Genomic DNA, 21,533 nt, shown 5'->3' with positions numbered 1-21,533 from the left:
GCACTTCGGGGACAGCCCCTACGACGCGTCCACCGAGCCGGGCACGGCGGACTTCGCCGGCGCCCGCTTGGGCCACACCGTGTAGGTGACGGCGATCAGGGCGTGGATGCCCACCACCCGCAGGGCCGTGAGCTGCCATCCGCGCAGCACCGTGGTGTCGCCCGAACCGCCGACGTACCAGATCGCGGCCTGGAGCAGCCCGGCCGCGACGGCCGCCGCGAGGAGGGTCCGGGCGACGAGCTTCCACTCGTGCAGGGCCCTCGCCCCGCCGTGGCCGGGGCCGGCCGGCTTCGGGCCCCCGGCCAGCCGGTGCGCGGCGTGGCCGTCGAGCCAGCGCACGGTGTAGTGCCCGTAGGCGACGGTGAAGCCGAGGTACAGCGCGGCGAGCCCGTGCTTCCAGTCCGGCTCGGCGCCGCCGCGCAGGTCCGCCGCGGTGGCCGCCAGCAGGGCCAGCTCCAGGAGCGGCTCGCACAGCAGGACGGCGGCGCCGGTCCGCGGCATCCTCGCGAGGTACCGCAGGGCCAGGCCGCCGGCGAGCAGGACCCAGAAGCCGATTTCACAGGCGATGATCAGCGTGACGAGCACGGGAGTCTCCGTTCCTGCGGTGGTGGATGCCTCCAGCTTCCCGCCCGGTGCGCACCGTTTCCTCGTCGCCGGTGACGAAAGCCGCGGCGGCCGTCTGCATCCTTCGATGTACGGGCCCGTCCGAAAGGCGGCCGCGAAGGCGACGCCCGTCCCGGCCGCAGCCTGTTGGATGGGTCCGTGACCTTGAAGATCCCACCACCGCACCGCGACGACGTGCTGCTCGCCGTGATCAGCGTGGCCGCCGGCCTGCTCCTGTGGTCGCTCGGGGTGTACAGCTCCCCCACCCGGGACCTGTTCCCGGCCTGGGCCGCCCTGGTGCCGCTCCTCGCCCTGGGCGCGATGGAGCTGCTGCGGCGCAGCACGCCCCGGGTGACCCTGGCGGTCGGCACGGCGGGGCTGATCGCCGACCAGTTCACCGTGGGCAACCTGGCCACCGTCCTGATCTTCACCGACCTGATGTACGCGGCCGTGGTCTACGGCAAACCGGCCATGGCCCGCCGCCTCCCGGTGCAGACCGGGCTGATCACCATCGCCGTGACCATCGCCTCCGTGGCCTGGCTGCGCACCCCGCAGGCCCTGCTGATCGGTGTGGTCACCGGCGTCGTCAGCTTCGGCCCGGCGCTGACCGGGGCCACCCTGCGCAACCACCGCGAGGCCGCCATCGCCTCCCGGCTGCACGCCGAGCAGACGGCGCTGCTGGCCGAGATGGACCGGTCGCAGGCGGTCGTCGCCGAGCGGGCGCGGATGGCCCGGGAACTGCACGACATGGTGGCCAACCACCTCTCCGCCATCGCCATCCACTCCACGGCCGCGCTCTCCATCGACTCCCCCGCCACCAGCCGCGAGGCGCTCGGGGTGATCCGGGAGAACAGCGTCCAGGGCCTGGCCGAGATGCGCCGCCTGATCGGGCTGCTGCGGGACGCGGGCGCCGGGCAGGAGGCCGTCGCCACGCCCTCACTGGAGGGGCTGGAGGCCCTGCTGGAGCAGGCCCGGACGAACGGGGCCGCGAGCGGGCTGGAGTTCGTGCTCCTCGACGGCCGGCCGTCCGGGGAGCCGCTGCCCGCCCCGGTGGAGCTGGCGGCGTACCGGATCGTCCAGGAGTCGCTGACCAACGCCCTCAAGCACGCCGCTCCGGGCACGGTCACCGTCCGCCTGGTGCACGAGCGCCCCGCGGGCGGGGGCCGGGGCGGCGCCCTGCACGTGGGGGTCGACTCCCCCTACGGGGACCGCCCCGGCCCCCGCGCACCCGGCTCCGGGGCCGGGCTGATCGGCATGCGGGAGCGGACGGAACTGCTGGGCGGGGCATTCGAAGCGGGCCGCGCGGACGCGGTCTGGCGGGTCCGGGCGACGCTGCCCGTGGACGGGGAAGAAGGGGCGGTACGGGCATGACGATCAGGGTCGTGGTGGCGGAGGACCAGAGCGCGGTACGGGCCGGGCTGGTGCTGATCCTGCGCAGCGCGGGCGACATCGAGGTGGCGGGCGAGGCCGCGGACGGGGAGGAGGCCGTGCGGCTGGCCCGCGAGCTGCGGCCCGACCTGGTGCTCATGGACGTGCAGATGCCGCGCCTGGACGGGGTCTCGGCGACCCGCCTGGTGGTCGCGGAGGGGCTGGCCGACGTCCTCGTGCTCACCACCTTCGACCTGGACGAGTACGTCTTCGGCGCCCTGCGGGCGGGCGCGTCGGGCTTCCTGCTGAAGGACGCGGACGCGGCGGAGCTGATCGCGGCGGTACGGACCGTCGCGCGCGGGGAGGGTCTGATCGCCCCGGCGGTGACCCGCCGGCTGATCGCGGAGTTCGCGGACCCGCGGCCCGTACGGGTCCCCGTACCGGCGGCGGTGGAGTCGCTGACCCCGCGCGAGCGGGAGGTGCTGGGCTGCCTGGGCGGGGGGCTGTCGAACGCGGAGATCGCGGTCCGCCTGGAGATGGCGGAGGCGACGGCGAAGACCCACGTCAGCCGGGTGCTGGCCAAACTGGAGCTGCGCAGCCGGGTCCAAGCGGCCGTGCTGGCACAGGAGTTGGGGCTCTAGCCGGATTCGGCCGGAAATTCATCAGCGGTTGCTATGGGAGGTCTGGACCTCTTGACGGTTGGTCCAGACCTTTCTACTCTCACGCACAACTGTGGTGAGCGTGCCATGACAAAACGTCATACGGCGCACTCACGGGCGGCGCAGGTCCCACCCCCATGCAGCGGCCGGCCCCACGGCCGCTGCGGACCTCGGAGGAGCACCCTTGAGCACAGCACCCCCACGACGCGCACCGCTGTTTCGAAGAGTCGCGGCCGCACTGGCCGTCCTCACCCTGCCCCTCGCCGGACTGGTCGCCATCGCCGGTCCCGCCGAGGCGGCCGCCTCGGCCACCGCGACGTACACCAAGGTCTCCGACTGGGGCTCCGGCTTCGAGGGCAAGTGGACGGTGAAGAACACCGGGACGACCACCCTCAGCAGCTGGACCGTGGAGTGGGACTACCCGGCCGGCACCGCCGTCACCTCCGCCTGGGACGCCACCGTCACCAGCTCGGGCACCCACTGGACCGGCAAGAACGTCGGCTGGAACGGCACCCTCGCCCCCGGCGCCACCGTCAGCTTCGGCTTCAACGGCACCGGCGCCGGCGCCCCCAGTGGCTGCAAGATCAACGGCGGCACCTGCGACGGCGGCACCACCCCCACCGACAACCCGCCCAGCGCCCCCGGCACCCCCACGGCCAGCGGCGTCACGGACACCGGGCTGACCCTCGGCTGGGCCGCGGCCACCGACGACAAGGGCGTCAAGAACTACGACGTTTACCGCAACGGCGCCAAGATCGCCACGGTGACGGGCACCTCCTACACCGACTCGGGCCTGACCAAGGGCACCTCCTACAGCTACACGGTCACCGCCCGCGACACCATCGACCAGACCGGCCCCTCCTCCGGCGCCCTCTCGGTGACCACCACCGGCGGCGGCGGGACGGACCCCGGCGACCCCGGCACCCCGGGATCCGCGGTCAAGCTCGGCTACTTCACGAACTGGGGCGTCTACCAGCGCAACTACCACGTGAAGAACCTGGTCACCTCCGGCACCGCCGCGAAGATCACGCACATCAACTACGCCTTCGGCAACGTCCAGGGCGGCAAGTGCACGATCGGTGACGCCTACGCCGACTACCAGAAGACCTACGACGCCGGCTCCAGCGTCTCCGGCACCGCCGACACCTGGGACCAGCCCGTAGCGGGCAACTTCAACCAGCTGCGCCAGCTGAAGAAGAAGTACCCGAACATCAAGGTCCTCTACTCCTTCGGCGGCTGGACCTGGTCCGGCGGCTTCGGCCAGGCAGCCGCCAACCCGGCCGCCTTCGCCCAGTCCTGCTACGACCTGGTCGAGGACCCGCGCTGGGCCGACGTCTTCGACGGCATCGACATCGACTGGGAGTACCCGAACGCCTGCGGCCTGTCCTGCGACACCAGCGGCGCCGCCTCCCTGAAGAACGTCCTCTCCGCGCTGCGCACGAAGTTCGGCAGCAGCAACCTGGTCACCGCCGCCATCTCCGCCGACGGCTCCAACGGCGGCAAGCTCGACGCTGCCGACTACGCGGGCGCCGCCCAGTACGTCGACTTCTACAACGTCATGACGTACGACTTCTTCGGCGCGTGGGACGCCAAGGGCCCGACCGCCCCGCACTCCCCGCTCACCTCGTACACCGGCATCCCGATCGCCGGCTTCAACTCCGAGGCCGCCATCACCAAGCTCAAGGGCAAGGGCATCGCCGGCTCGAAGCTCAACCTCGGCATCGGCTTCTACGGCCGCGGCTGGACCGGCGTCACCCAGGCCACCCCCGGCGGCACCGCCACCGGCCCGGCCCCGGGCACCTACGAGCAGGGCATCGAGGACTACAAGGTCCTCAAGGGCAGCTGCCCGTCGACCGGCACCATCGCCGGCACGGCGTACGCCAAGTGCGGCAGCAACTGGTGGAGCTACGACACCCCCGCCACCATCGCCTCGAAGATGGCCTGGACCAAGCAGCAGGGCCTCCGCGGAGCCTTCTACTGGGAGTTCAGCGGCGACACCGCCAACGGCGAACTGGCCCAGGCGGTCCACGCCGGCCTCTCGTAACCCCTGAACGCACCACCCGGTGAAAGACGAAGCCGGGGGAGACGGGTCCGCCCCCGTCTCCCCCGGCTTCTCCGTGCCGTACCGGCCCTCAGGCCACGTTCACCCGTTGCCCGGGAGGCGCGGCCTCCAGCCAGGCCAGGAAACCGGTCAGCGCGTCGTCGCTCATCGCCAGCTCCAGGCGGGTACCGCGGTGCGCACAGCAGAGCACGACGGCATCGGAGAGCAGGGCCAGCTCCTCCTCGCCCTCGGGCGCACGGCGGGCGATGACCTCGATGGAGGACCGCTCCAGCAGCCGGCGCGGCCGCGGGGAGTAGCTGAAGACGCGGAACCAGTCGATGCGGTCACCGCTGTAGCGCGCGACCCCGTACACCCAGCCCTTGCCGGAGACGTCGGGTTCCTCGGACACGCCCCAGCGCATGCTGCAGTCGAAGGTGCCGCCGGAGCGCTGGATCAGCCTGCGGCGCAGCCCGAACACGAACAGTCCGATCACCACCACGGCGACTACGACCAGGCCGCTCACAAGCAGAGCGAGGAGCATCTTTCACCGACCTCCTCGCTCATCGAATAGCCCAAAACGAAAAACGACCCGCATCGCCTCAGCCGCGACCCGGTCCGGAAAATTCCGGAACGAGCCGCGGCTGAGGGTTGAAACGTTTAACAGTACCGGGACTCAGCGCCCCGAAACCGCGCGCAGCCGGACATCGGCGCGACGCTCGGACACCGAATCGGTCTCCGCCTTCGCGCGCTCCAGTGCCCGTTCCGCCCGCTCGACATCGATCTCGTCGGCAAGCTCGGCGATCTCGGCCAGCAGCGACAACTTGTTGTCCGCGAACGAGATGAATCCGCCGTGCACCGCGGCGACAACAGTGTTGCCCCCGACGGTACGGATGGTCACCGGGCCCGATTCCAGCACACCGAGAAGCGGCTGGTGACCGGGCATGACGCCGATGTCGCCGGACGTGGTGCGGGCGACAACCAGGGTGGCCTCGCCGGACCAGACATTCCGGTCCGCCGCGACCAGCTCGACGTGCAGCTCAGCAGCCATGGTGGCTCCTCGGGTCACCACCCGGCGGGATGGCCGGGTGTTGGGTCAAATTCTAATGGGCGTGAGGAGAGGGACGGGACACACCCGCCCCTCTCCGTCAATCAGCTGTGCTCACGGATGAGCGCGGCTTCAGGAGACGCCCAGCTCCTTGGCGTTCGCCTTGAGGTCCTCGATGCCACCGCACAGGAAGAACGCCTGCTCGGGGAAGTGGTCGTAGTCTCCGTCGCAGATCGCGTTGAAGGCCACGATCGACTCGTCGAGCGGAACGTCCGAACCGTCGACGCCGGTGAACTGCTTGGCGACGTGCGTGTTCTGCGACAGGAAGCGCTCGACGCGACGGGCACGGTGGACAACGAGCTTGTCCTCCTCGCCCAGCTCGTCGATACCGAGGATCGCGATGATGTCCTGGAGGTCCTTGTACTTCTGCAGGATCCCCTTGACGCGCATCGCCGTGGCGTAGTGGTCCGCCGCGATGTACCGCGGGTCGAGGATGCGGGACGTCGAGTCCAGCGGGTCCACGGCCGGGTAGATGCCCTTCTCGGAGATCGGACGGGAAAGAACCGTCGTCGCGTCGAGGTGGGCGAAGGTGGTGGCCGGCGCCGGGTCGGTCAGGTCGTCCGCGGGGACGTAGATCGCCTGCATCGAGGTGATCGAGTGACCGCGGGTCGAGGTGATGCGCTCCTGCAGCAGACCCATCTCGTCAGCCAGGTTCGGCTGGTAACCCACGGCGGACGGCATGCGGCCCAGAAGGGTCGACACCTCCGAACCGGCCTGGGTGTAACGGAAGATGTTGTCGATGAAGAAGAGCACGTCCTGCTTCTGCACATCGCGGAAGTACTCCGCCATGGTCAGACCGGCCAGCGCGACGCGAAGACGCGTGCCCGGGGGCTCGTCCATCTGGCCGAAGACGAGCGCCGTCTTGTCGATGACGCCGGACTCGGCCATTTCCTCGATGAGGTCGTTGCCCTCACGGGTACGCTCACCGACGCCCGCGAAGACCGACACACCATCGTGGTTGTTGGCGACGCGGTAGATCATTTCCTGGATCAGAACGGTCTTGCCGACACCGGCACCACCGAACAGACCGATCTTTCCACCCTTGACGTACGGGGTGAGAAGGTCGATGACCTTGACGCCGGTCTCGAACATCTCGGTCTTCGACTCGAGCTCGTCGAAGCGGGGCGCCTTGCGGTGGATCGGCCAGCGCTCGGTGACGTTGGCGTTCTCCTCCGGGTAGTTCAGCACCTCACCCAGGGTGTTGAAGACCTTGCCCTTGGTGAAGTCGCCGACGGGGACGGTGATGCCCTCGCCCGTGTTGACCACCGTGGCCTGGCGGACCAGACCGTCGGTCGGCTGCATCGAGATGGTACGGACGAGGCCGTCACCCAGGTGCTGCGCGACCTCGAGGGTCAGGGTCTTGAGCTTGCCGTCCTCGGCCGGGTCTGCGACCTCGACCTTGAGGGCGTTGTAGATCTCGGGCATGGCGTCGACGGGGAACTCCACGTCGACGACCGGGCCGATGACCCGGGCGACGCGGCCCGTGGCGGCGGCCGTCTCAATGGTCGTCATTACTTGTCACTCCCCGCGGTCGCGTCTGCCATGGCGCTGGCGCCACCGACGATCTCGCTGATTTCCTGGGTGATTTCGGCCTGGCGGGCCGCGTTGGCAAGCCGGGAGAGGCTCTTGATGAGATCCCCGGCGTTGTCGGTGGCCGACTTCATCGCCCGGCGGCGGGCGGCGTGCTCGGAAGCGGCCGACTGCAGCAGTGCGTTGTAGATGCGGCTCTCGACGTAGCGCGGCAGAAGGGCGTCGAGGACGTCCTCCGCCGACGGCTCGAAGTCGAACAGCGGAAGGATCTCGCCCTTCGCGCCGGTCTCTTCTTCGACCTTGTCGAGGCTGAGCGGCAGCATCCGGCCGTCCACCGCGTTCTGCGTCATCATCGACACGAATTCCGTGTAGACGATGTGCAGCTCGTCGACGCCGCCCTCGGCCGTGACCGTCTGGATGGCCTCGATCAGCGGCGCCGCGACGCGCTTGGCGTCGGCGTAGGCCGGGCTGTCGGTGAAGCCGGTCCACGACTCCGCGACCTTGCGCTCGCGGAAGCCGTAGTAGGCGACACCCTTACGGCCGACGATGTACGTGTCGACCTCCTTGCCCTCGCCGCGCAGCCGCTCGGTGAGCCGCTCCGCCTGCTTGATGGCGTTCGAGGAGTAGCCGCCGGCCAGACCGCGGTCGCTCGTGATGAGCAGGACCGCGGCACGCACCGGTGCCTCGACCTCGGTCGTCAGGGCGTGCTTGGTGTTCGACCCGGTCGCCACCGCGGTCACCGCACGGGTGAGCTCGGTCGCGTACGGCATCGATGCCGCCACCTTGCGCTGCGCCTTGACGATGCGCGAGGCGGCGATCATTTCCATCGCCTTGGTGATCTTCTTGGTCGCCGTGACGGCACGGATACGACGCTTGTAGACCCGGAGCTGCGCTCCCATGAGTCAGCTTCCTTCCGTCGTCACTTGGAGACGTTGACGGCCGGCGCGTCCTCGCCCAGGAGCTTGCCGTCCGAGGTCTCGAACCCACGCTTGAAGTCAGCGATGGCGTCAGCGATGGAGGTGAGGGTGTCGTCCGACATCTTGCCGCCGTCCGCGATGGAGGTGAGGAGGTCCTTGCGCGAGACGCGCAGGTGCTCCAGCAGCTCCGACTCGAAGCGACGGATGTCGTTGACCGGGACCTCGTCCATCTTGCCGGTGGTGCCGGCCCAGACCGAGATGACCTGCTCCTCGACGGGCATCGGCTGGTACTGGCCCTGCTTCAGCAGCTCCACCAGGCGCTTGCCGCGCTCCAGCGAGGCCTTCGAGGCGGCGTCCAGGTCGGAACCGAAGGCGGCGAACGCCTCCAGCTCACGGTACTGGGCGAGGTCCAGGCGCAGACGGCCGGAAACCTGCTTCATGGCCTTGTGCTGGGCCGAGCCACCGACGCGGGAGACCGAGATACCGACGTTCAGCGCCGGGCGCTGGCCCGCGTTGAACAGGTCGGACTCGAGGAAGCACTGGCCGTCGGTGATGGAGATGACGTTGGTCGGGATGAACGCCGACACGTCGTTCGCCTTGGTCTCGACGATCGGCAGACCGGTCATCGAACCGGCACCCATGTCGTCGGAGAGCTTGGCGCAGCGCTCCAGCAGACGGGAGTGCAGGTAGAAGACGTCGCCCGGGTAGGCCTCGCGGCCCGGCGGACGGCGCAGCAGCAGCGACACGGCGCGGTAGGCGTCGGCCTGCTTCGACAGGTCGTCGAAGATGATCAGGACGTGCTTGCCGGCGTACATCCAGTGCTGGCCGATGGCCGAACCGGTGTACGGGGCCAGGTACTTGAAGCCGGCCGGGTCGGACGCCGGGGCGGCGACGATCGTCGTGTACTCGAGCGCACCGGCGTCTTCCAGGGCGCCGCGAACGGACGCGATGGTCGAGCCCTTCTGGCCGATGGCGACGTAGATGCAGCGAACCTGCTTGTTCACGTCGCCCGAGCGCCAGTTGTCGCGCTGGTTGATGATCGTGTCGACGGCAAGAGCGGTCTTGCCGGTCTGACGGTCACCGATGATCAGCTGACGCTGACCGCGGCCGACCGGGACCATCGCGTCGATCGCCTTGTAGCCGGTCTGCATCGGCTCGTGGACCGACTTGCGGACCATGACGCCGGGGGCCTGCAGCTCGAGGGCGCGGCGGCCCTCGGTCGCGATCTCGCCGAGGCCGTCGATCGGGTTGCCGAGCGGGTCGACGACGCGGCCGAGGTAACCCTCGCCGACGCCGACGGAGAGCACCTCACCGGTGCGCTGCACCGGCTGGCCCTCCTCGATACCGCTGAACTCGCCGAGGACGACCGCACCGATCTCGCGCTCGTCGAGGTTCAGGGCGAGACCGAGGGTTCCGTCCTCGAACTTCAGCAGTTCGTTCGCCATGGCGGAGGGCAGGCCCTCCACCTTCGCGATGCCGTCGCCGGCAACGCTGACCGTTCCGACCTCCTCGCGCGAGGCCGCGTCCGGCTGGTACGACTGGACAAAGTTCTCCAGTGCGTCCCGGATCTCCTCCGGCCGGATCGTGAGCTCCGCCATCTGGGTTCCCTGCTCTCCTTGTTGGGCCTGAAGCTTCTTAGGGGTCTGGGGGCGACCCCCAGGAATCTTCTGCAAGTTCTGCACGGCCCAACCGGGCCGCTAGGAATGCTTCGTACTAATTTGTGGCTGGTCAGCCGGCCATGCGGCGCGACGCCTCGGCGATGCGGTCCGCGATGGTGCCGTCGATGACCTCGTCGCCGACCCGCACCGAGATCCCGCCGAGGACCGTCGGGTCCACGTCGAGGTTCAGGTGCATCGGGCGGCCGTACAGCTTGGCCAGCACCGCGCCGAGACGCTGCTTCTGGACATCGCTGAGCGGAACCGCGGTGGTCACGGTGGCGACCATGCGGCCACGACGCTCGGCGGCGACCTTGGAAAGGGACTCGAGGCCCGCTTCCAGGCTACGTCCACGCGGGTGCGTGACGAGACGCGTGACCAGCCGCTCGGTGACGGCGTTCGCCTTGCCGCCGAGCAGGCTGCGGAGCAGCTGGCTCTTGGCGGCGGCGGTGGCCGACCGGTCGGTCAGTGCTGCGCGCAGCTCGGTGTTCGAGGTGACGATCCGGCCGAAGCGGAACAGCTCGTCCTCGACGTCGTCGAGACCGCCGCTCTGCTGGGCCGCAGTGAGGTCGGCGGTGGCCGCCAGGACCTCGAGCGAGTCCACCAGGTCACGGGACTGCGACCAGCGGGACCGGACCATGCCCGACACCAGGTCGAGGGTTTCCCCGCCCACCTGGCCGCCCAGCAGGCGGTTTGCCAGCTCGGCCTTGGCCTCGCCGGACTGCGCCGGGTCCGTGATGACCCGACGCAGCGAGACCTCACGGTCGAGCAGCGCGGTGACGGACGCCAGCTCGCCGGCGAGCTTCGCCGCGTCGACGGACGTGTTGTCCGTCAGCGCGTCGAGACGCTCGCGGGCGGTGGCCAGCGCGTCGCGGCTCGCTCCGTTCATCGGGCGGCCTCGGCCTTCTCCTCAAGCTCGCTGAGGAAGCGGTCGATCGTGCGGCTCTGCCGGGCGTGGTCCTCGAGGGACTCGCCTACGAGCTTTCCGGCCAGGTCGGTGGCAAGCTTGCCGACGTCCTGACGGAGCGCCGAAGAGGCTGCCTTGCGGTCGGCCGCAATCTGGGCGTGACCGGCAGCGATGATCTCCTCACGCTGCCGCTGGCCCTCTGCGCGCAGTTCTTCCTTGAGCGCAGTGCCCTGCTCCAGAGCGTCCTGGCGCAGGCGAGCGGCCTCGTGCCGGGCTTCGGCGAGCTGGGCCTTGTACTGCTCCAGCACGCTCTGAGCCTCGGTCTGAGCGGCCTCAGCCTTTTCGATACCGCCTTCGATGGCCTCGCGGCGCTCGTCCAGAACCTTGTTGATGTTCGGGAGGAGCTTCTTCGCGAGGAAACCGAAGACGATGACGAAGGCGATCAGACCGATGACGAGCTCGGGGATCGGCGGAATGAGCGGGTTTTCCGTCTCAGCCGCGAGAACCAGGAGGTTCACTTCAGTGCCTTTCGTCTAGGGAGTGGTCGTGGATCCGAGGATCACGGGCCGTAGACGAACGGCATGACCAGACCGATGAGGGCGAGCGCCTCACAGAAGGCGAAGCCGAGGATCTGGTTGGCGCGGATCAGGCCGGCAGCCTCAGGCTGACGAGCGAGGGCCTGGGTGCCGTTACCGAAGATGATGCCGACGCCGACGCCGGGGCCGATGGCCGCAAGGCCGTAACCGATGGAGCCGAGGGAGCCGGTGACGCCTTCGGCGGCGATGGTCTGGAGAGCGGACATGCCGGTTCTTCCTTCTCTTTCACGGACCCGGTGGGGGTTGGCCACCGGACGACATAGTGGTTTGGGGGAGGGCTTGACTCAGTGGTGCTCTGCGAGCGCGCCCTGAATGAAGCTGCAAGCCAGGAGGACGAAGACGTACGCCTGGACAGCCTGGATGAAGAGCTCGAAAGCGGTCATCACCAGGACCATGACGAACGAGACGCCCGCGTAGGCGATCCCGATGCCGTTCAGCAGGTACCAGCTGGCGATCGTGAAGAGCAGCAGCAGGGTGTGACCGGCGAACATGTTCGCAAACAGTCGGACCGCGTGGGTGAACGGGCGCACCAGGACGTTCGAGAAGAACTCGATGACCATGACCATCGGCAGGACCGGGCCGAGCGACTTGTCGTAGCCGGTCAGGTTCTTGAAGCCGCCGACGAAGCCGTGACGCTTGAAGGTCACGCTCATCCAGATCACGTAGACGATGGCCGCGAGGGCCGCCGGGTACGAAATGATCGCCGTGACCGGGAACTGCGCCAGCGGGACGATCGACCAGACGTTCATGATCCAGACGAAGAAGAACAGCGAGACCATCAGGGGGACGTACTTCTCGCCCTCCTTCTTGCCCAGCGTCTCGTAGACGATGCCGCGGCGCACGAAGTCGTAGCCGGCCTCCGCCACCATCTGCAGCTTGCCCGGGACGACCTTCGGCTTGCGGAAGGCGGCCCAGAAGAAGGCGACGATGACGACCGAGCCGAGCAGGGCGAGCAGCATCGTCTTGTTGAAGTACGCGCTGCTGTCACCGTCCCCGAAGATCGGCTCGAACAGGAACGAGTGCAGGCCGGGAGCCGGGAATCCACAACCGTCGAAGATGTGGCAATCGGTCTCGAAGGCGAGCACCGTCGTCGGGTCAGCACTCACCGCGGGCTCCTTCAGCGTGGCGCATAGGTACGGCAACCTCGTTGTGTCGGCGCGGCGGACAGCCGCTGTTCGGCACTGGACTGGTGTAACGGATGTGGGGGCGGCGGTCAGGCATCGAGCCTCGCGATGGAACAGGCGTCAGCCTCAGATGCCCGCGCCCGCATTGCCACAGTTGAAACCGGACGATAGCAGCATCCCGAACGCGTACTTATTCCGCCCCTACCCCTCACGACTTCTGACCCGAATTTCCGGGCTTGTCGCCCTTCATCGAGTCAGGTTCGACGTAGAGGATCTTGGCCTTCATATGAGCACGCGCCTGTGCGCCGATCCACACCAGGGTGGCGACGACGAGCGTGATGGCGAAGGCCCGGGGGTTAAAAAGAGTCGTGTTCTTGAACACGGCGAGAAAGACGAAGAGCAACAGGATCTGGGCCGTGTAGAGCATGAGCCCCATGGCCTGGAACAGGTGCGGAAGCGATTTCGCCGTGCGCTGCAGTACGAGGAACCCGATGCCCATGAACAACATCACCAACACCGTCGCTACGACGGCACCCAGGGCCCCCTTGCCACCGGCGACGATCCCACTGATGACGGCGGCGAGAGCGCCGGCGACAGCCGTGGGAACGGCGGATTGCAGGAGGGATCGGACGTCATCTGACCGCATGGCGGTTTGCTCCGCGTGGTGGTGGGGGCACTGGGACTCGTACAGGACGAGCGTAAGCCCGGTCCGAGAGGGAACCTCGGGCCAATGGACCGTCGCACTACGGTCCTTCGGCTCTGTCGCCGGGTTTAGTGAACGGTATCACAAAGTATTTGATGAGAGCTTTACTCGGAGGGTGTGCGGACTGTCACACATGAGAGTGACCCTGCGCGTGTGTGCGCGACAGCCAAGTGGCTTGTCTGGTAAAGGGGGTTCATGTCCGACATGTGTGCGGGACGTCAGCGCGAGGAGCCGGCCTTACGCCGGTCGGGGAAGCGCGAACGGGGGCCAATGGCAGTCGCCCCGTTGACGCCGGACACACCCGCCGCGATCGGGCGGACGAACTCCGGCTCCGCGGCGGCGTCGTCCTGCAGGGCGGCCTCGGCGGCCCGTTCGGCGTGCCGGTAGCGCGGCGGCACCAGTCGCTCCGCCCAGAGCGGGGCCCGCGGGGTGAAGCGCGGCAGCAGGAGCAGCAGCAGGCCCACGGCGCTCAGTCCGGAGATGGCCAGCACGATCCACATCGAGGCGGAATGCACGGAATAGGTCACCGTGCCGAAGGCGATCAATCCTGACCAGAAGTACATGATGAGCACCGCCCGGCTGTGCGAATGCCCGAGTTCCAGGAGCCGGTGGTGGAGGTGTCCGCGGTCGGCGGCGAAGGGCGACTGGCCCTTCCAGGTGCGCCGCACGATGGCGAGGACCAGGTCCGTCATCGGGATCGCGATGATCGTGAGCGGCAGGATCAGCGGGATGAAGACCGGCAGCATCGCGTGGGTCGCGTTGCGCTCGCCGCCGACGAACAGCGCCATCGCGTCCGGGTCCACCTGTCCGGTGACGGAGATGGCGGAGGCGGCCAGCACCAGGCCGATGAGCATCGAGCCGGAGTCGCCCATGAAGATCCGGGCCGGGTGCATGTTGTGCGGCAGGAAGCCGAGGCACATGCCCATCAGGATGGCGGCGAAGAGGGTCGCGGGCGCGGCCGCCTCGATCCCGTAGCCGAACCAGATCCGGTACGCGTAGAGGAAGAACGCACAGGTCGCGATGCAGACCATGCCGGCGGCGAGGCCGTCGAGCCCGTCCACGAAGTTCACCGCGTTGATGGTGATCACCACGAGGGCCACCGTCAGCAGGTTGCCCTGCCAGGGGGTGAGCGAGACCGAGCCGATGCCGGGGACCGGGATCCACAGGATGGTCAGGCCCTGCATGCACATCACGCCGGCGGAGATCATCTGGGCGCCGAGCTTGATCAGGGCGTCGAGCTCGAACTTGTCGTCGAGCACGCCGACCAGCCAGATCAGGGCCGCTCCGGAGAGCAGGGCCCGGGGCTCGTTCGACAGCTCGAAGACCCCGTTGAGGTTCTGCAGGTGGTCCGCGACGAGCAGGCCCGCGCACAGTCCGCCGAACATCGCGATGCCGCCGAGCCGCGGCGTGGGCTCCCGGTGCACGTCACGGGCGCGGATCTCTGGCATCGCGCCCACGGCGATCGCGAACTTCCGCACGGGCCCGGTGAGTAGATACGTCACCGCGACCGTGACGCAAAGCGTCAGCAGATATTCACGCACGGGCTGCCCCAGATGTTTCGCCGGCCATCTCAGCCCCACACACTAGCTGCGATGTACTCACTGTCGGGGACGTGCAGGGGCGGTATCCCGGTTGCGGTACGTCGCTCTTGCCCCTCTTAAACCCCATACGGCGGAAAACTGACCACCAGCTCGTTGACTTCGCTACGGATCTTCGCGGGCTCCCCGCCGGTCAGCGCGGCCGTGAACAGCGCGGCGATCCGGCCCATCTCCGCCTCCCCCATGCCCTGCGTGGATACCGCCGCGGTGCCCAGGCGGATCCCGCGCCGGTCACCGTAGGGCAGGGCGCAGGTGTCCAGCACGATGCCGGCGGCGGCCAGCCGGCCGCGGGCTCCCGCGCCGTCGAGGCCCAGCGGTGCGGGGTCGGCGGTGATCAGGTGGGTGTCGGTCCCGCCGGTCGTGATCGCGAACCCGCGGGCGGCGAGCGCGTCGGCCAGGGCGCGGCCGTTGGCGACCACCCGGTGCGCGTAGGAGGTGAAGGCGGGCCCGGCGGCCTCGCCGAAGGCCACGGCCTTGGCGGCGATGCCGTGCATCTGCGGGCCGCCCTGGGTGAAGGGGAACACCGCCCGGTCGATCCGTTCCGCGAACTCGGACCCGCACAGGATCATCCCGCCGCGCGGACCCCGGAGCACCTTGTGGGTGGTGGCCACGACGATGTCGGCGTAGGGCACGGGGCTGGGCGCGGCCCCGCCGGCCACCAGGCCGATGGGGTGGGCGGCGTCGGCGATCAGGAAGGCCCCGACCTCGTCGGCGATCTCCCGGAAGACCGAGTACTCCGGGTGCCGCGGATAGGAGATGGACCCGCACACGATGGCCTTGGGCCGGTGCTCGTGGGCGAGCCGCTGCACCTCGGCGTAGTCGATGAGCCCCGTCGCGGCGTCCACTCCGTACCCGACGAAGTCGAACCAGCGCCCGGAGAAATTGGCCGGCGACCCGTGGGTGAGGTGTCCCCCGGAGGTGAGCGCCATGGCGAGCACGGTGTCCCCGGGGCGCAGCAGCGCGGCGTACGCGGCGAGCACGGCGGCGGATCCGGAGTGCGGCTGCACGTTCGCGTGCTCGGCGCCGAAGAGGGCCCGCGCCCGCTCGACGGCGATCTGCTCGGCGAGGTCGGCGTACTCGCAGCCGCCGTGGTGGCGGGCTCCGGGATACCCCTCGGCGTACTTGTTGGCGAGCGCCGATCCGAGTGCGGTGAGCACGGCGGCCGAGGTGAAGTTCTCGGCGGCGATCAGCTGCAGCCCGGTCGCCTGGCGCTGCCGTTCCCCGTCGAGGACGTCGGCCATCTGCGGGTCCTGCTGCCGCAGCAGGTCCAGGGGCTGGGTGATGACGCTCATGGCGCGACTCCAGGGGGGTACCGCATACCGGGTACCAGCCACTGTAGGCCGGGCCCGCCCGTCCCGCCTCGCGACGGGACGCGGGGTCGGGGTCCGGGGCGCAGCCCCGGGGAACGGTGGAAGGGCGGGTTGGGGACGGCCCCGCAGGGCAACCGCACCCGGCGCCGCAGGCCTCAGCGGGAAGCCGTGACGCCCGTCAGGGCCGTGACCACGGGGTCCAGCGCCTGGTTGATCTCGTCGCCGATCGACCGGAAGAAGGTGATCGGCGCCCCGTACGGGTCGTACACCTCGTCCGCGTCGGGCGAGGGGGCGAGCAGCCAGCCCCGCAGCGCGGCGGCCGCCCGGACCAGCGCCCGGGCCCGCTCGACCATCCCGTCCTCCAGGGGCGGCAGGGTCGCCGGGTCTATCGCCCGCACCAGCCGGGTGAACTCCTTCAGGGTGAAGGTGCGCAGTCCCGCCGAGTGCCCCATCGAGATCACCTGGGCGCGGTGGTCGCGGGTGGCGGTCAGCACCAGGTCCGCGCGTATGACGTGCTCGTCGAGGAGTTCCCGGCCGGTGAATCCGGAGGCGTCCGCTCCGAAGTCGGCCAGTACGGCGGCGGCGTTGGCCTCCATGGGTGCGCCCTCGTGGCCCCAGGTGCCCGCGCTCTCCACGATCAGGTCGCCGGTGACGGGCCCGCCGAGCCGGTGGGACAGCGCGTGCCGCGTCAGCCGCTCGGTGATGGGCGAGCGGCACACGTTGCCGGTGCTGACGTGGAGTATGCGGAAGGTGCTGTCCCCGGCTATGCCACGCCCCTCAGGGCTCACGGGGCCACCTCGAGGTCGGGCACGACCTCCCGCAGCTGCTCGGCGGTCAGGGCGCCCGCGCGCAGCAGGACGGGTACCTTCCCGGTGACGTCGACGATCGACGAGGGCTGGATGCCCGGGGTCGGGCCGCCGTCCAGGTACACGGACACGGAGTCGCCGAGCATCTCGCGCGCGGCGTCGCAGTCCTCCGGCGCCGGGTGTCCGGTCAGGTTCGCCGAGGACACCGCCATCGGGCCGACCTCGGTCAGCAGCTCGATCGCGACGGGGTGCAGGGGCATGCGTACGGCCACGGTGCCGCCGGTCTCGCCCAGGTCCCACGCCAGCGAGGGCTGGTGCTTGGCGACGAGCGTCAGGGCGCCCGGCCAGAAGGCGTCGACGAGCTCCCACGCCTGCTCGGAGAAGTCGGTGACCAGGCCGTGCAGGGTGTTCGGGGAGCCGATGAGGACCGGGGTGGGCATGCTGCGGCCGCGCCCCTTGGCGGCGAGGAGGTCGCCGACGGCCTCCGCGCTGAAGGCGTCCGCGCCGATCCCGTAGAGGGTGTCCGTGGGCAGCACGACGAGCTCGCCGCGGCGTACGGCGGAGGCGGCTTCGCGCAGGCCCGTCTTGCGGTCCGTCGCGTCGTTGCAGTCGTATCGCCGGGCCATCAGCGGGCCTCCTCGTGCAGCAGGGGGGTGGCGGGAATGCGCGCGGTGACTGCCCCGGTCGGGGCGGGGCCGGTCGGGGCGGGGCCGGTCACGGCAGGGCCTTGCGGGCGGTCGCGAAGCGCGGGCGCTTGTTCAGGTCGGGGTGGTCGGCGGCGTCGGCCCAGCCCCGCTCCTCGGCGAAGATCCACGGGACCTGTCCGCCCTGGGTGTCGGCGTGCTCGATGACGACGATGCCGCCGGGGCGCAGCAGCCGGTGGGCGGTGCGCTCGATGCCGCGGATGGTGTCCAGGCCGTCCTCGCCGGAGAACAGCGCCATCTCGGGGTCGTGGTCGCGGGCCTCCGGGGCGACGTACTCCCACTCGGTGAGCGGGATGTACGGCGGGTTGGAGATGACCAGGTCGACCTGGCCGTCCAGCTCGGGCAGGGCGCTGAGCGCGTCGCCCTGGTGGACGGTGACCCGGGAGCCCTCGGCGTTCTTGCGGGTCCACTGGAGGGCGTCCTCGGACAGCTCGACCGCGTGCACGCGCGAGCGGGGCACCTCCTGCGCCATGGCGAGCGCGATGGCGCCGGAGCCGGTGCAGAGGTCCACGATCAGCGGTTCGACGACGTCCATCGCCCGGACGGCCTGTATGGCCCAGTCCACGACCGACTCGGTCTCGGGCCGGGGCACGAAGACCCCAGGCCCGACCTGGAGCTCCAGGTACCGGAAGAAGGCGCGGCCGGTGATGTGCTGGAGCGGTTCGCGCGCCTCGCGGCGGGCGACGGCCTCCCAGTAGCGGGCGTCGAAGTCCGCGTCCTTGACGTGGTGCAGTTCCCCCCGCTTGACGCCGTGCACGAAGGCCGCGAGCTCCTCCGCGTCGAAACGCGGTGAGGGCACGCCGGCGGCGGCCAGCCGCTGGGTGGCCTGGGCCACCTCGGCAAGCAGCAAGTTCACGCTGGTCCTCCGGGCTGCTGTCGTACGGGGGGTGGTGCGGGGTCCTGCGGGATGGTGCGGGTCCTGCCCGGTGCTCAGTGCGCGGACGCGAGCTTGGCGGCGGAGTCCGTGTCGACGCAGGCCTGGATGACCGGGTCGAGATCTCCGTCGAGCACCTGGTCCAAGTTGTACGCCTTGAAGCCCGTGCGGTGGTCCGAGATCCGGTTTTCCGGGTAGTTGTACGTGCGGATCTTCTCCGAGCGGTCCACGGAGCGCACCTGGCTGCGGCGCACGTCGGAGGCCTCCTGCTCGGCGGCTTCCTGGGCGGCGGCCAGCAGGCGCGAGCGCAGGATGCGCATCGCCTGCTCCTTGTTCTGGAGCTGGCTCTTCTCGTTCTGGCAGGAGGCGACCACACCGGTCGGGATGTGCGTGATGCGCACGGCCGAGTCGGTGGTGTTGACGGACTGGCCGCCGGGGCCCGAGGAGCGGTACACGTCGATGCGGAGGTCGTTCATGTTGACCTCGACCTCCACCTCCTCGGCTTCCGGGGTGACGAGCACGCCGGCGGCGGAGGTGTGGATGCGGCCCTGGGACTCGGTGGCCGGCACGCGCTGGACGCGGTGCACGCCGCCCTCGTACTTCAGGCGGGCCCAGACGCCCTGGCCGGGCTCGGTGGCCCCGTTGCCGCCCTTGGTGCGGACGGAGACCTGGACGTCCTTGTAGCCGCCGAGCTCGGACTCGGTGGCGTCGATGATCTCGGTCTTCCAGCCCACGCGCTCGGCGTAGCGCAGGTACATGCGGAGCAGGTCGCCGGCGAACAGGGCCGACTCGTCGCCGCCCGCACCCGCCTTGACCTCCAGGAGCACGTCCTTGTCGTCGCTGGGGTCGCGCGGAACGAGCAGCAGGCGGAGCTTCTCGGTGAGCTCTTCGCGCTGGGCGCTCAGTTCCTTGACCTCGGCGATGAAGTCCGGGTCGTCGGCCGCGAACTCCTTCGCCGTCTCGATGTCCTCGGCGGACTGCTTCCAGGCACGGAAGGTCGCGACGATCGGGGTCAGCTCCGCGTAGCGCTTGTTCAGCTTGCGCGCGTTGGCCTGATCCGAGTGGACCGAAGGGTCGGCGAGCTTCTTCTCAAGATCGGCGTGCTCGCCGATCAGTTCCTCGACCGCCTCGAACATCGGGGGCTCCTGAAGATGGTGAATGTGAAGAAAAGGGCTGCGGGACGAGAAAGGCGCCGGTCCGGCTGCCCCCGTACGAACAGGGTGCAGCCGGATCCCGGCGCCTGAGGCTCGCTACTTCTGTGCAGCCTTGCCGAAGCGGGCCTCGAAGCGGGCCACGCGGCCACCGGTGTCGAGGATCTTCTGCTTGCCCGTGTAGAACGGGTGGCACTCGGAGCAGACCTCGGCACGAATGTTGCCTTCGGTCAGGGTGCTACGGGTGGTGAACGACGCGCCACAGGTGCAGCTGACCTGGGTCTCGACGTACTGGGGGTGAACATCGCGCTTCAAGGTGTCTCCTAGATTCGGGAGGGCGCCGGGTCGCAGGAGCCGAATTGCGCGCTGCGTGAACCGGGGCCGACAGACCAGTCTGCCAGGACCGGGCTGCCTGTCAAAATTCTGAGGACGCCTCCCTCAACGGAGGGGGGCCGGCATCTATTCCACGGCCCGGCGGAACCTGTCCGACCGGATGGTTCGGTCTCCCGGACCTACGGGACCCACGGGCCCTACCGCACGACCGTGCCGGCCGTGCCCTTGTCGCCGGCCGAGTTCGCGGTGGCCTCGGCGGGGACCTGCCGGTCGGCCAGCAGGGCGTCCCAGACCATCGTGGACTCCTTGGTGAGCGGGACGACCCGGTTGGGGTCGCGGGTGTCGCCGGTCACCGGCAGCGTGATCATCTGCATGTTCTCGGGGCTGATGCCCTCCAGGCCCTGGGCGAAGCCCATGAGGGACTTCACGTCGCCGAGGGCCTTGTCCGTGGTGATGGCCTTGGTGGCGGTGTCGGCCACGTCGAGCAGCTGCTTCGGGTTGTCGAAGACGCCGATGCTCTTGACCTGCTTGATCAGCGCCTTGATGAAGGCCTGCTGGAGCTGTATTCGGCCCAGGTCGCCGCCGTCGCCGACGCCGTGCCGGGTACGGACGAGGCCGAGGGCCTGCTCGCCGTTCAGCCGGTTGGTCCCGGCGGGCAGGTTCAGGTGGCTGTAGTCGTCCTTGATCGGCTTGGTGGTCGTCACCTCGACGCCGCCGAGCTTGTCGATGATCTTCTTGAAGCCCGTGAAGTCGACTTCCAGGTAGTGATCCATGCGGATCCCCGACATCTTCTCCACCGTCGCGACCGCGCAGGCGGCCCCGCCGACGGTGAAGGACTCGTTGAACATCTTGCGCGGGCCGCCCAGGTCGCTCTTGCCGTTCGGGAGCTTGCAGGAGGGCCTGGTCACGAGGGTGTCGCGGGGTATGGACACGACGGTGGCCTTGGTGTGGCCCTCGTTGAGGTGGACGATCATCGCCGTGTCGGAGCGTGCGGAGCCGCCGTCGTCCTGGCCGTACTCCCCGTTGGCGCCGCCGCGGGAGTCGGAGCCGAGGACGAGGATGTCCATCGAGCCGTTGTCCACGTTCTTCGGGCGGTCCGCGCCGAGGGCCGCGTCGATGTCGACCGTCTTCAAGTTGCCGTTGAACTTGAAGTAGAAGTAGCCGAGCCCCGCCCCGCCCAGGAGGACCACGCCGGCGGCGGTCCACGCGGCGATGACGACGGCCCTGCGGCGCGCGGCAGGCTTCCGTCGGCGTCTGCCCGCGCTCCTGCGGCCGTGTCCCCTGCTGTCCTGGCTCATGCTCTCCGCTGCCGCCCGTCCGTGCTCGATTCGTCTCCCCGATCCCTCTGACACAGACGGTCGGACGCTTCCCAGGGTTCCACGGCCGCCTGTGCGTCCGGTGTGCGTCCCGGGTGCGGCCCGCCCCGTCCGCCCTCCGTGTCCGACCGGGGCGGACCCCCCGTGGCCCCGCGCCTACCTGCGGTTTCCCCGCCCCGCGCGAGGTGACCGCCCGGGGTCGGGCCGGGTACGGAGTGTGGCCAAGGTCGCAC

22 protein-coding genes are annotated in these 21,533 nt (G+C 69.6%); 3 read left to right on the top strand and 19 right to left on the bottom strand.

From position 1 onward, the window contains the following. Positions 1-18: 18 nt before the first annotated feature. Positions 19-585 (bottom strand): hypothetical protein, encoded by a 567-nt coding sequence (locus ACIA8F_RS05265; protein ID WP_399376849.1) that lies wholly within the window; start codon positions 583-585, stop codon positions 19-21. Between the two features lie 183 nt (positions 586-768). Here ACIA8F_RS05265 and ACIA8F_RS05260 point away from each other — a divergent pair, with 183 nt between their 5' ends. The 3 genes from ACIA8F_RS05260 (at position 769) to ACIA8F_RS05250 (ending at position 4,674) form a co-directional block, all read left to right on the top strand. Continuing rightward, positions 769-1,974 (top strand): sensor histidine kinase, encoded by a 1,206-nt coding sequence (locus ACIA8F_RS05260; protein WP_399376994.1) that lies wholly within the window; start codon positions 769-771, stop codon positions 1,972-1,974. Next, positions 1,971-2,612 carry a response regulator gene (locus ACIA8F_RS05255; RefSeq protein ID WP_399376848.1) on the top strand — a complete coding sequence of 214 codons (642 nt, stop codon included), beginning with the start codon at positions 1,971-1,973 and terminating at the stop codon, positions 2,610-2,612. The genes ACIA8F_RS05260 and ACIA8F_RS05255 overlap by 4 nt, the downstream gene beginning before the upstream one ends. 202 nt (positions 2,613-2,814) lie before the next feature. Continuing rightward, positions 2,815-4,674 (top strand): glycosyl hydrolase family 18 protein, encoded by a 1,860-nt coding sequence (locus ACIA8F_RS05250; RefSeq protein WP_399376847.1) that lies wholly within the window; start codon positions 2,815-2,817, stop codon positions 4,672-4,674. 88 nt (positions 4,675-4,762) lie between these two features. On the opposite strand, the gene ACIA8F_RS05245 is transcribed toward ACIA8F_RS05250, so the two are convergent. The 18 genes from ACIA8F_RS05245 to ACIA8F_RS05160 form a co-directional block, all read right to left on the bottom strand. Further along, positions 4,763-5,212 (bottom strand): DUF2550 domain-containing protein, encoded by a 450-nt coding sequence (locus ACIA8F_RS05245; protein ID WP_327254967.1) that lies wholly within the window; start codon positions 5,210-5,212, stop codon positions 4,763-4,765. 132 nt (positions 5,213-5,344) lie between these two features. Further along, positions 5,345-5,719, bottom strand: a complete 375-nt coding sequence (locus ACIA8F_RS05240; RefSeq protein ID WP_243336233.1) for a F0F1 ATP synthase subunit epsilon — start codon at positions 5,717-5,719, stop codon at positions 5,345-5,347. Positions 5,720-5,848: 129 nt separating this feature from the next. Beyond that, complete coding sequence (atpD, locus tag ACIA8F_RS05235) at positions 5,849-7,288, bottom strand: F0F1 ATP synthase subunit beta (RefSeq protein ID WP_266881151.1); 1,440 nt, start codon at positions 7,286-7,288, stop codon at positions 5,849-5,851. Then, entirely contained in the window at positions 7,288-8,205 is a 918-nt protein-coding gene (locus tag ACIA8F_RS05230; RefSeq protein ID WP_266904423.1) for a F0F1 ATP synthase subunit gamma, read from the bottom strand. Before ACIA8F_RS05230 ends, atpD begins: the two co-directional genes overlap by 1 nt. Before the next feature lie 20 nt (positions 8,206-8,225). After that, a complete protein-coding gene (atpA, locus tag ACIA8F_RS05225) occupies positions 8,226-9,821 on the bottom strand; it encodes a F0F1 ATP synthase subunit alpha (protein ID WP_266881149.1) in 1,596 nt (531 codons plus the stop codon). A gap of 130 nt (positions 9,822-9,951) precedes the next feature. Then, positions 9,952-10,767: a F0F1 ATP synthase subunit delta gene (locus tag ACIA8F_RS05220; protein WP_399376846.1), complete on the bottom strand. Its 816-nt coding sequence runs from the start codon at positions 10,765-10,767 to the stop codon at positions 9,952-9,954. Then, complete coding sequence (locus ACIA8F_RS05215; RefSeq protein ID WP_399376845.1) at positions 10,764-11,303, bottom strand: F0F1 ATP synthase subunit B; 540 nt, start codon at positions 11,301-11,303, stop codon at positions 10,764-10,766. Before ACIA8F_RS05215 ends, ACIA8F_RS05220 begins: the two co-directional genes overlap by 4 nt. Before the next feature lie 41 nt (positions 11,304-11,344). After that, positions 11,345-11,587 (bottom strand): F0F1 ATP synthase subunit C, encoded by a 243-nt coding sequence (locus tag ACIA8F_RS05210; protein WP_328300823.1) that lies wholly within the window; start codon positions 11,585-11,587, stop codon positions 11,345-11,347. Positions 11,588-11,665: 78 nt separating this feature from the next. Continuing rightward, a complete protein-coding gene (gene atpB, locus ACIA8F_RS05205) occupies positions 11,666-12,502 on the bottom strand; it encodes a F0F1 ATP synthase subunit A (protein ID WP_399376993.1) in 837 nt (278 codons plus the stop codon). Positions 12,503-12,713: 211 nt separating this feature from the next. Further along, positions 12,714-13,151 (bottom strand): hypothetical protein, encoded by a 438-nt coding sequence (locus ACIA8F_RS05200; RefSeq protein WP_399376844.1) that lies wholly within the window; start codon positions 13,149-13,151, stop codon positions 12,714-12,716. 275 nt (positions 13,152-13,426) lie between these two features. Beyond that, complete coding sequence (locus tag ACIA8F_RS05195) at positions 13,427-14,761, bottom strand: MraY family glycosyltransferase (protein WP_399376992.1); 1,335 nt, start codon at positions 14,759-14,761, stop codon at positions 13,427-13,429. 104 nt (positions 14,762-14,865) lie between these two features. Then, entirely contained in the window at positions 14,866-16,098 is a 1,233-nt protein-coding gene (gene glyA, locus ACIA8F_RS05190; protein ID WP_399376843.1) for a serine hydroxymethyltransferase, read from the bottom strand. 173 nt (positions 16,099-16,271) lie between these two features. Beyond that, a complete protein-coding gene (locus ACIA8F_RS05185; protein ID WP_266881145.1) occupies positions 16,272-16,904 on the bottom strand; it encodes a protein-tyrosine-phosphatase in 633 nt (210 codons plus the stop codon). Further along, the gene (locus ACIA8F_RS05180; protein ID WP_399376842.1) at positions 16,901-17,548 is read right to left on the bottom strand and encodes an L-threonylcarbamoyladenylate synthase; all 648 of its coding nucleotides are present in this window, start codon (positions 17,546-17,548) and stop codon (positions 16,901-16,903) included. The genes ACIA8F_RS05185 and ACIA8F_RS05180 overlap by 4 nt, the downstream gene beginning before the upstream one ends. A gap of 88 nt (positions 17,549-17,636) precedes the next feature. Continuing rightward, on the bottom strand, positions 17,637-18,482 hold the full coding sequence (gene prmC / locus ACIA8F_RS05175; RefSeq protein ID WP_399376840.1) for a peptide chain release factor N(5)-glutamine methyltransferase: 846 nt from the start codon (positions 18,480-18,482) through the stop codon (positions 17,637-17,639). Positions 18,483-18,556: 74 nt separating this feature from the next. After that, complete coding sequence (prfA, locus tag ACIA8F_RS05170) at positions 18,557-19,636, bottom strand: peptide chain release factor 1 (protein WP_399376839.1); 1,080 nt, start codon at positions 19,634-19,636, stop codon at positions 18,557-18,559. Positions 19,637-19,750: 114 nt separating this feature from the next. Next, positions 19,751-19,966 (bottom strand): 50S ribosomal protein L31, encoded by a 216-nt coding sequence (gene rpmE / locus ACIA8F_RS05165; RefSeq protein WP_383947082.1) that lies wholly within the window; start codon positions 19,964-19,966, stop codon positions 19,751-19,753. Positions 19,967-20,181: 215 nt separating this feature from the next. After that, a complete protein-coding gene (locus ACIA8F_RS05160; protein WP_399376837.1) occupies positions 20,182-21,282 on the bottom strand; it encodes an LCP family protein in 1,101 nt (366 codons plus the stop codon). Between the last annotated feature and the right edge of the window lie 251 nt (positions 21,283-21,533).

The sequence above is a fragment of the Streptomyces sp. NPDC051563 genome (assembly GCF_044454225.1).
In the GTDB taxonomy this organism is placed as follows: Bacteria; Actinomycetota; Actinomycetes; order Streptomycetales; family Streptomycetaceae; genus Streptomyces.
Note: the sequence above shows the minus strand (reverse complement) of the source record. Positions and strands in the feature narration are given on the sequence as shown.

Coding starts and splice junctions, on each gene's coding strand:
- ACIA8F_RS05255 (WP_399376848.1), top strand. CDS start 1,971: ATGACGATCAGGGTCGTGGTGGCGGAGGACCAGAGCGCGGTACGGGCC.
- ACIA8F_RS05245 (WP_327254967.1), bottom strand. CDS start 5,212: ATGCTCCTCGCTCTGCTTGTGAGCGGCCTGGTCGTAGTCGCCGTGGTG.
- ACIA8F_RS05240 (WP_243336233.1), bottom strand. CDS start 5,719: ATGGCTGCTGAGCTGCACGTCGAGCTGGTCGCGGCGGACCGGAATGTC.
- atpD (WP_266881151.1), bottom strand. CDS start 7,288: ATGACGACCATTGAGACGGCCGCCGCCACGGGCCGCGTCGCCCGGGTC.
- ACIA8F_RS05230 (WP_266904423.1), bottom strand. CDS start 8,205: ATGGGAGCGCAGCTCCGGGTCTACAAGCGTCGTATCCGTGCCGTCACG.
- atpA (WP_266881149.1), bottom strand. CDS start 9,821: ATGGCGGAGCTCACGATCCGGCCGGAGGAGATCCGGGACGCACTGGAG.
- ACIA8F_RS05220 (WP_399376846.1), bottom strand. CDS start 10,767: ATGAACGGAGCGAGCCGCGACGCGCTGGCCACCGCCCGCGAGCGTCTC.
- ACIA8F_RS05210 (WP_328300823.1), bottom strand. CDS start 11,587: ATGTCCGCTCTCCAGACCATCGCCGCCGAAGGCGTCACCGGCTCCCTC.
- ACIA8F_RS05200 (WP_399376844.1), bottom strand. CDS start 13,151: ATGCGGTCAGATGACGTCCGATCCCTCCTGCAATCCGCCGTTCCCACG.
- glyA (WP_399376843.1), bottom strand. CDS start 16,098: ATGAGCGTCATCACCCAGCCCCTGGACCTGCTGCGGCAGCAGGACCCG.
- ACIA8F_RS05180 (WP_399376842.1), bottom strand. CDS start 17,548: ATGGCCCGGCGATACGACTGCAACGACGCGACGGACCGCAAGACGGGC.
- prfA (WP_399376839.1), bottom strand. CDS start 19,636: ATGTTCGAGGCGGTCGAGGAACTGATCGGCGAGCACGCCGATCTTGAG.
- ACIA8F_RS05160 (WP_399376837.1), bottom strand. CDS start 21,282: ATGAGCCAGGACAGCAGGGGACACGGCCGCAGGAGCGCGGGCAGACGC.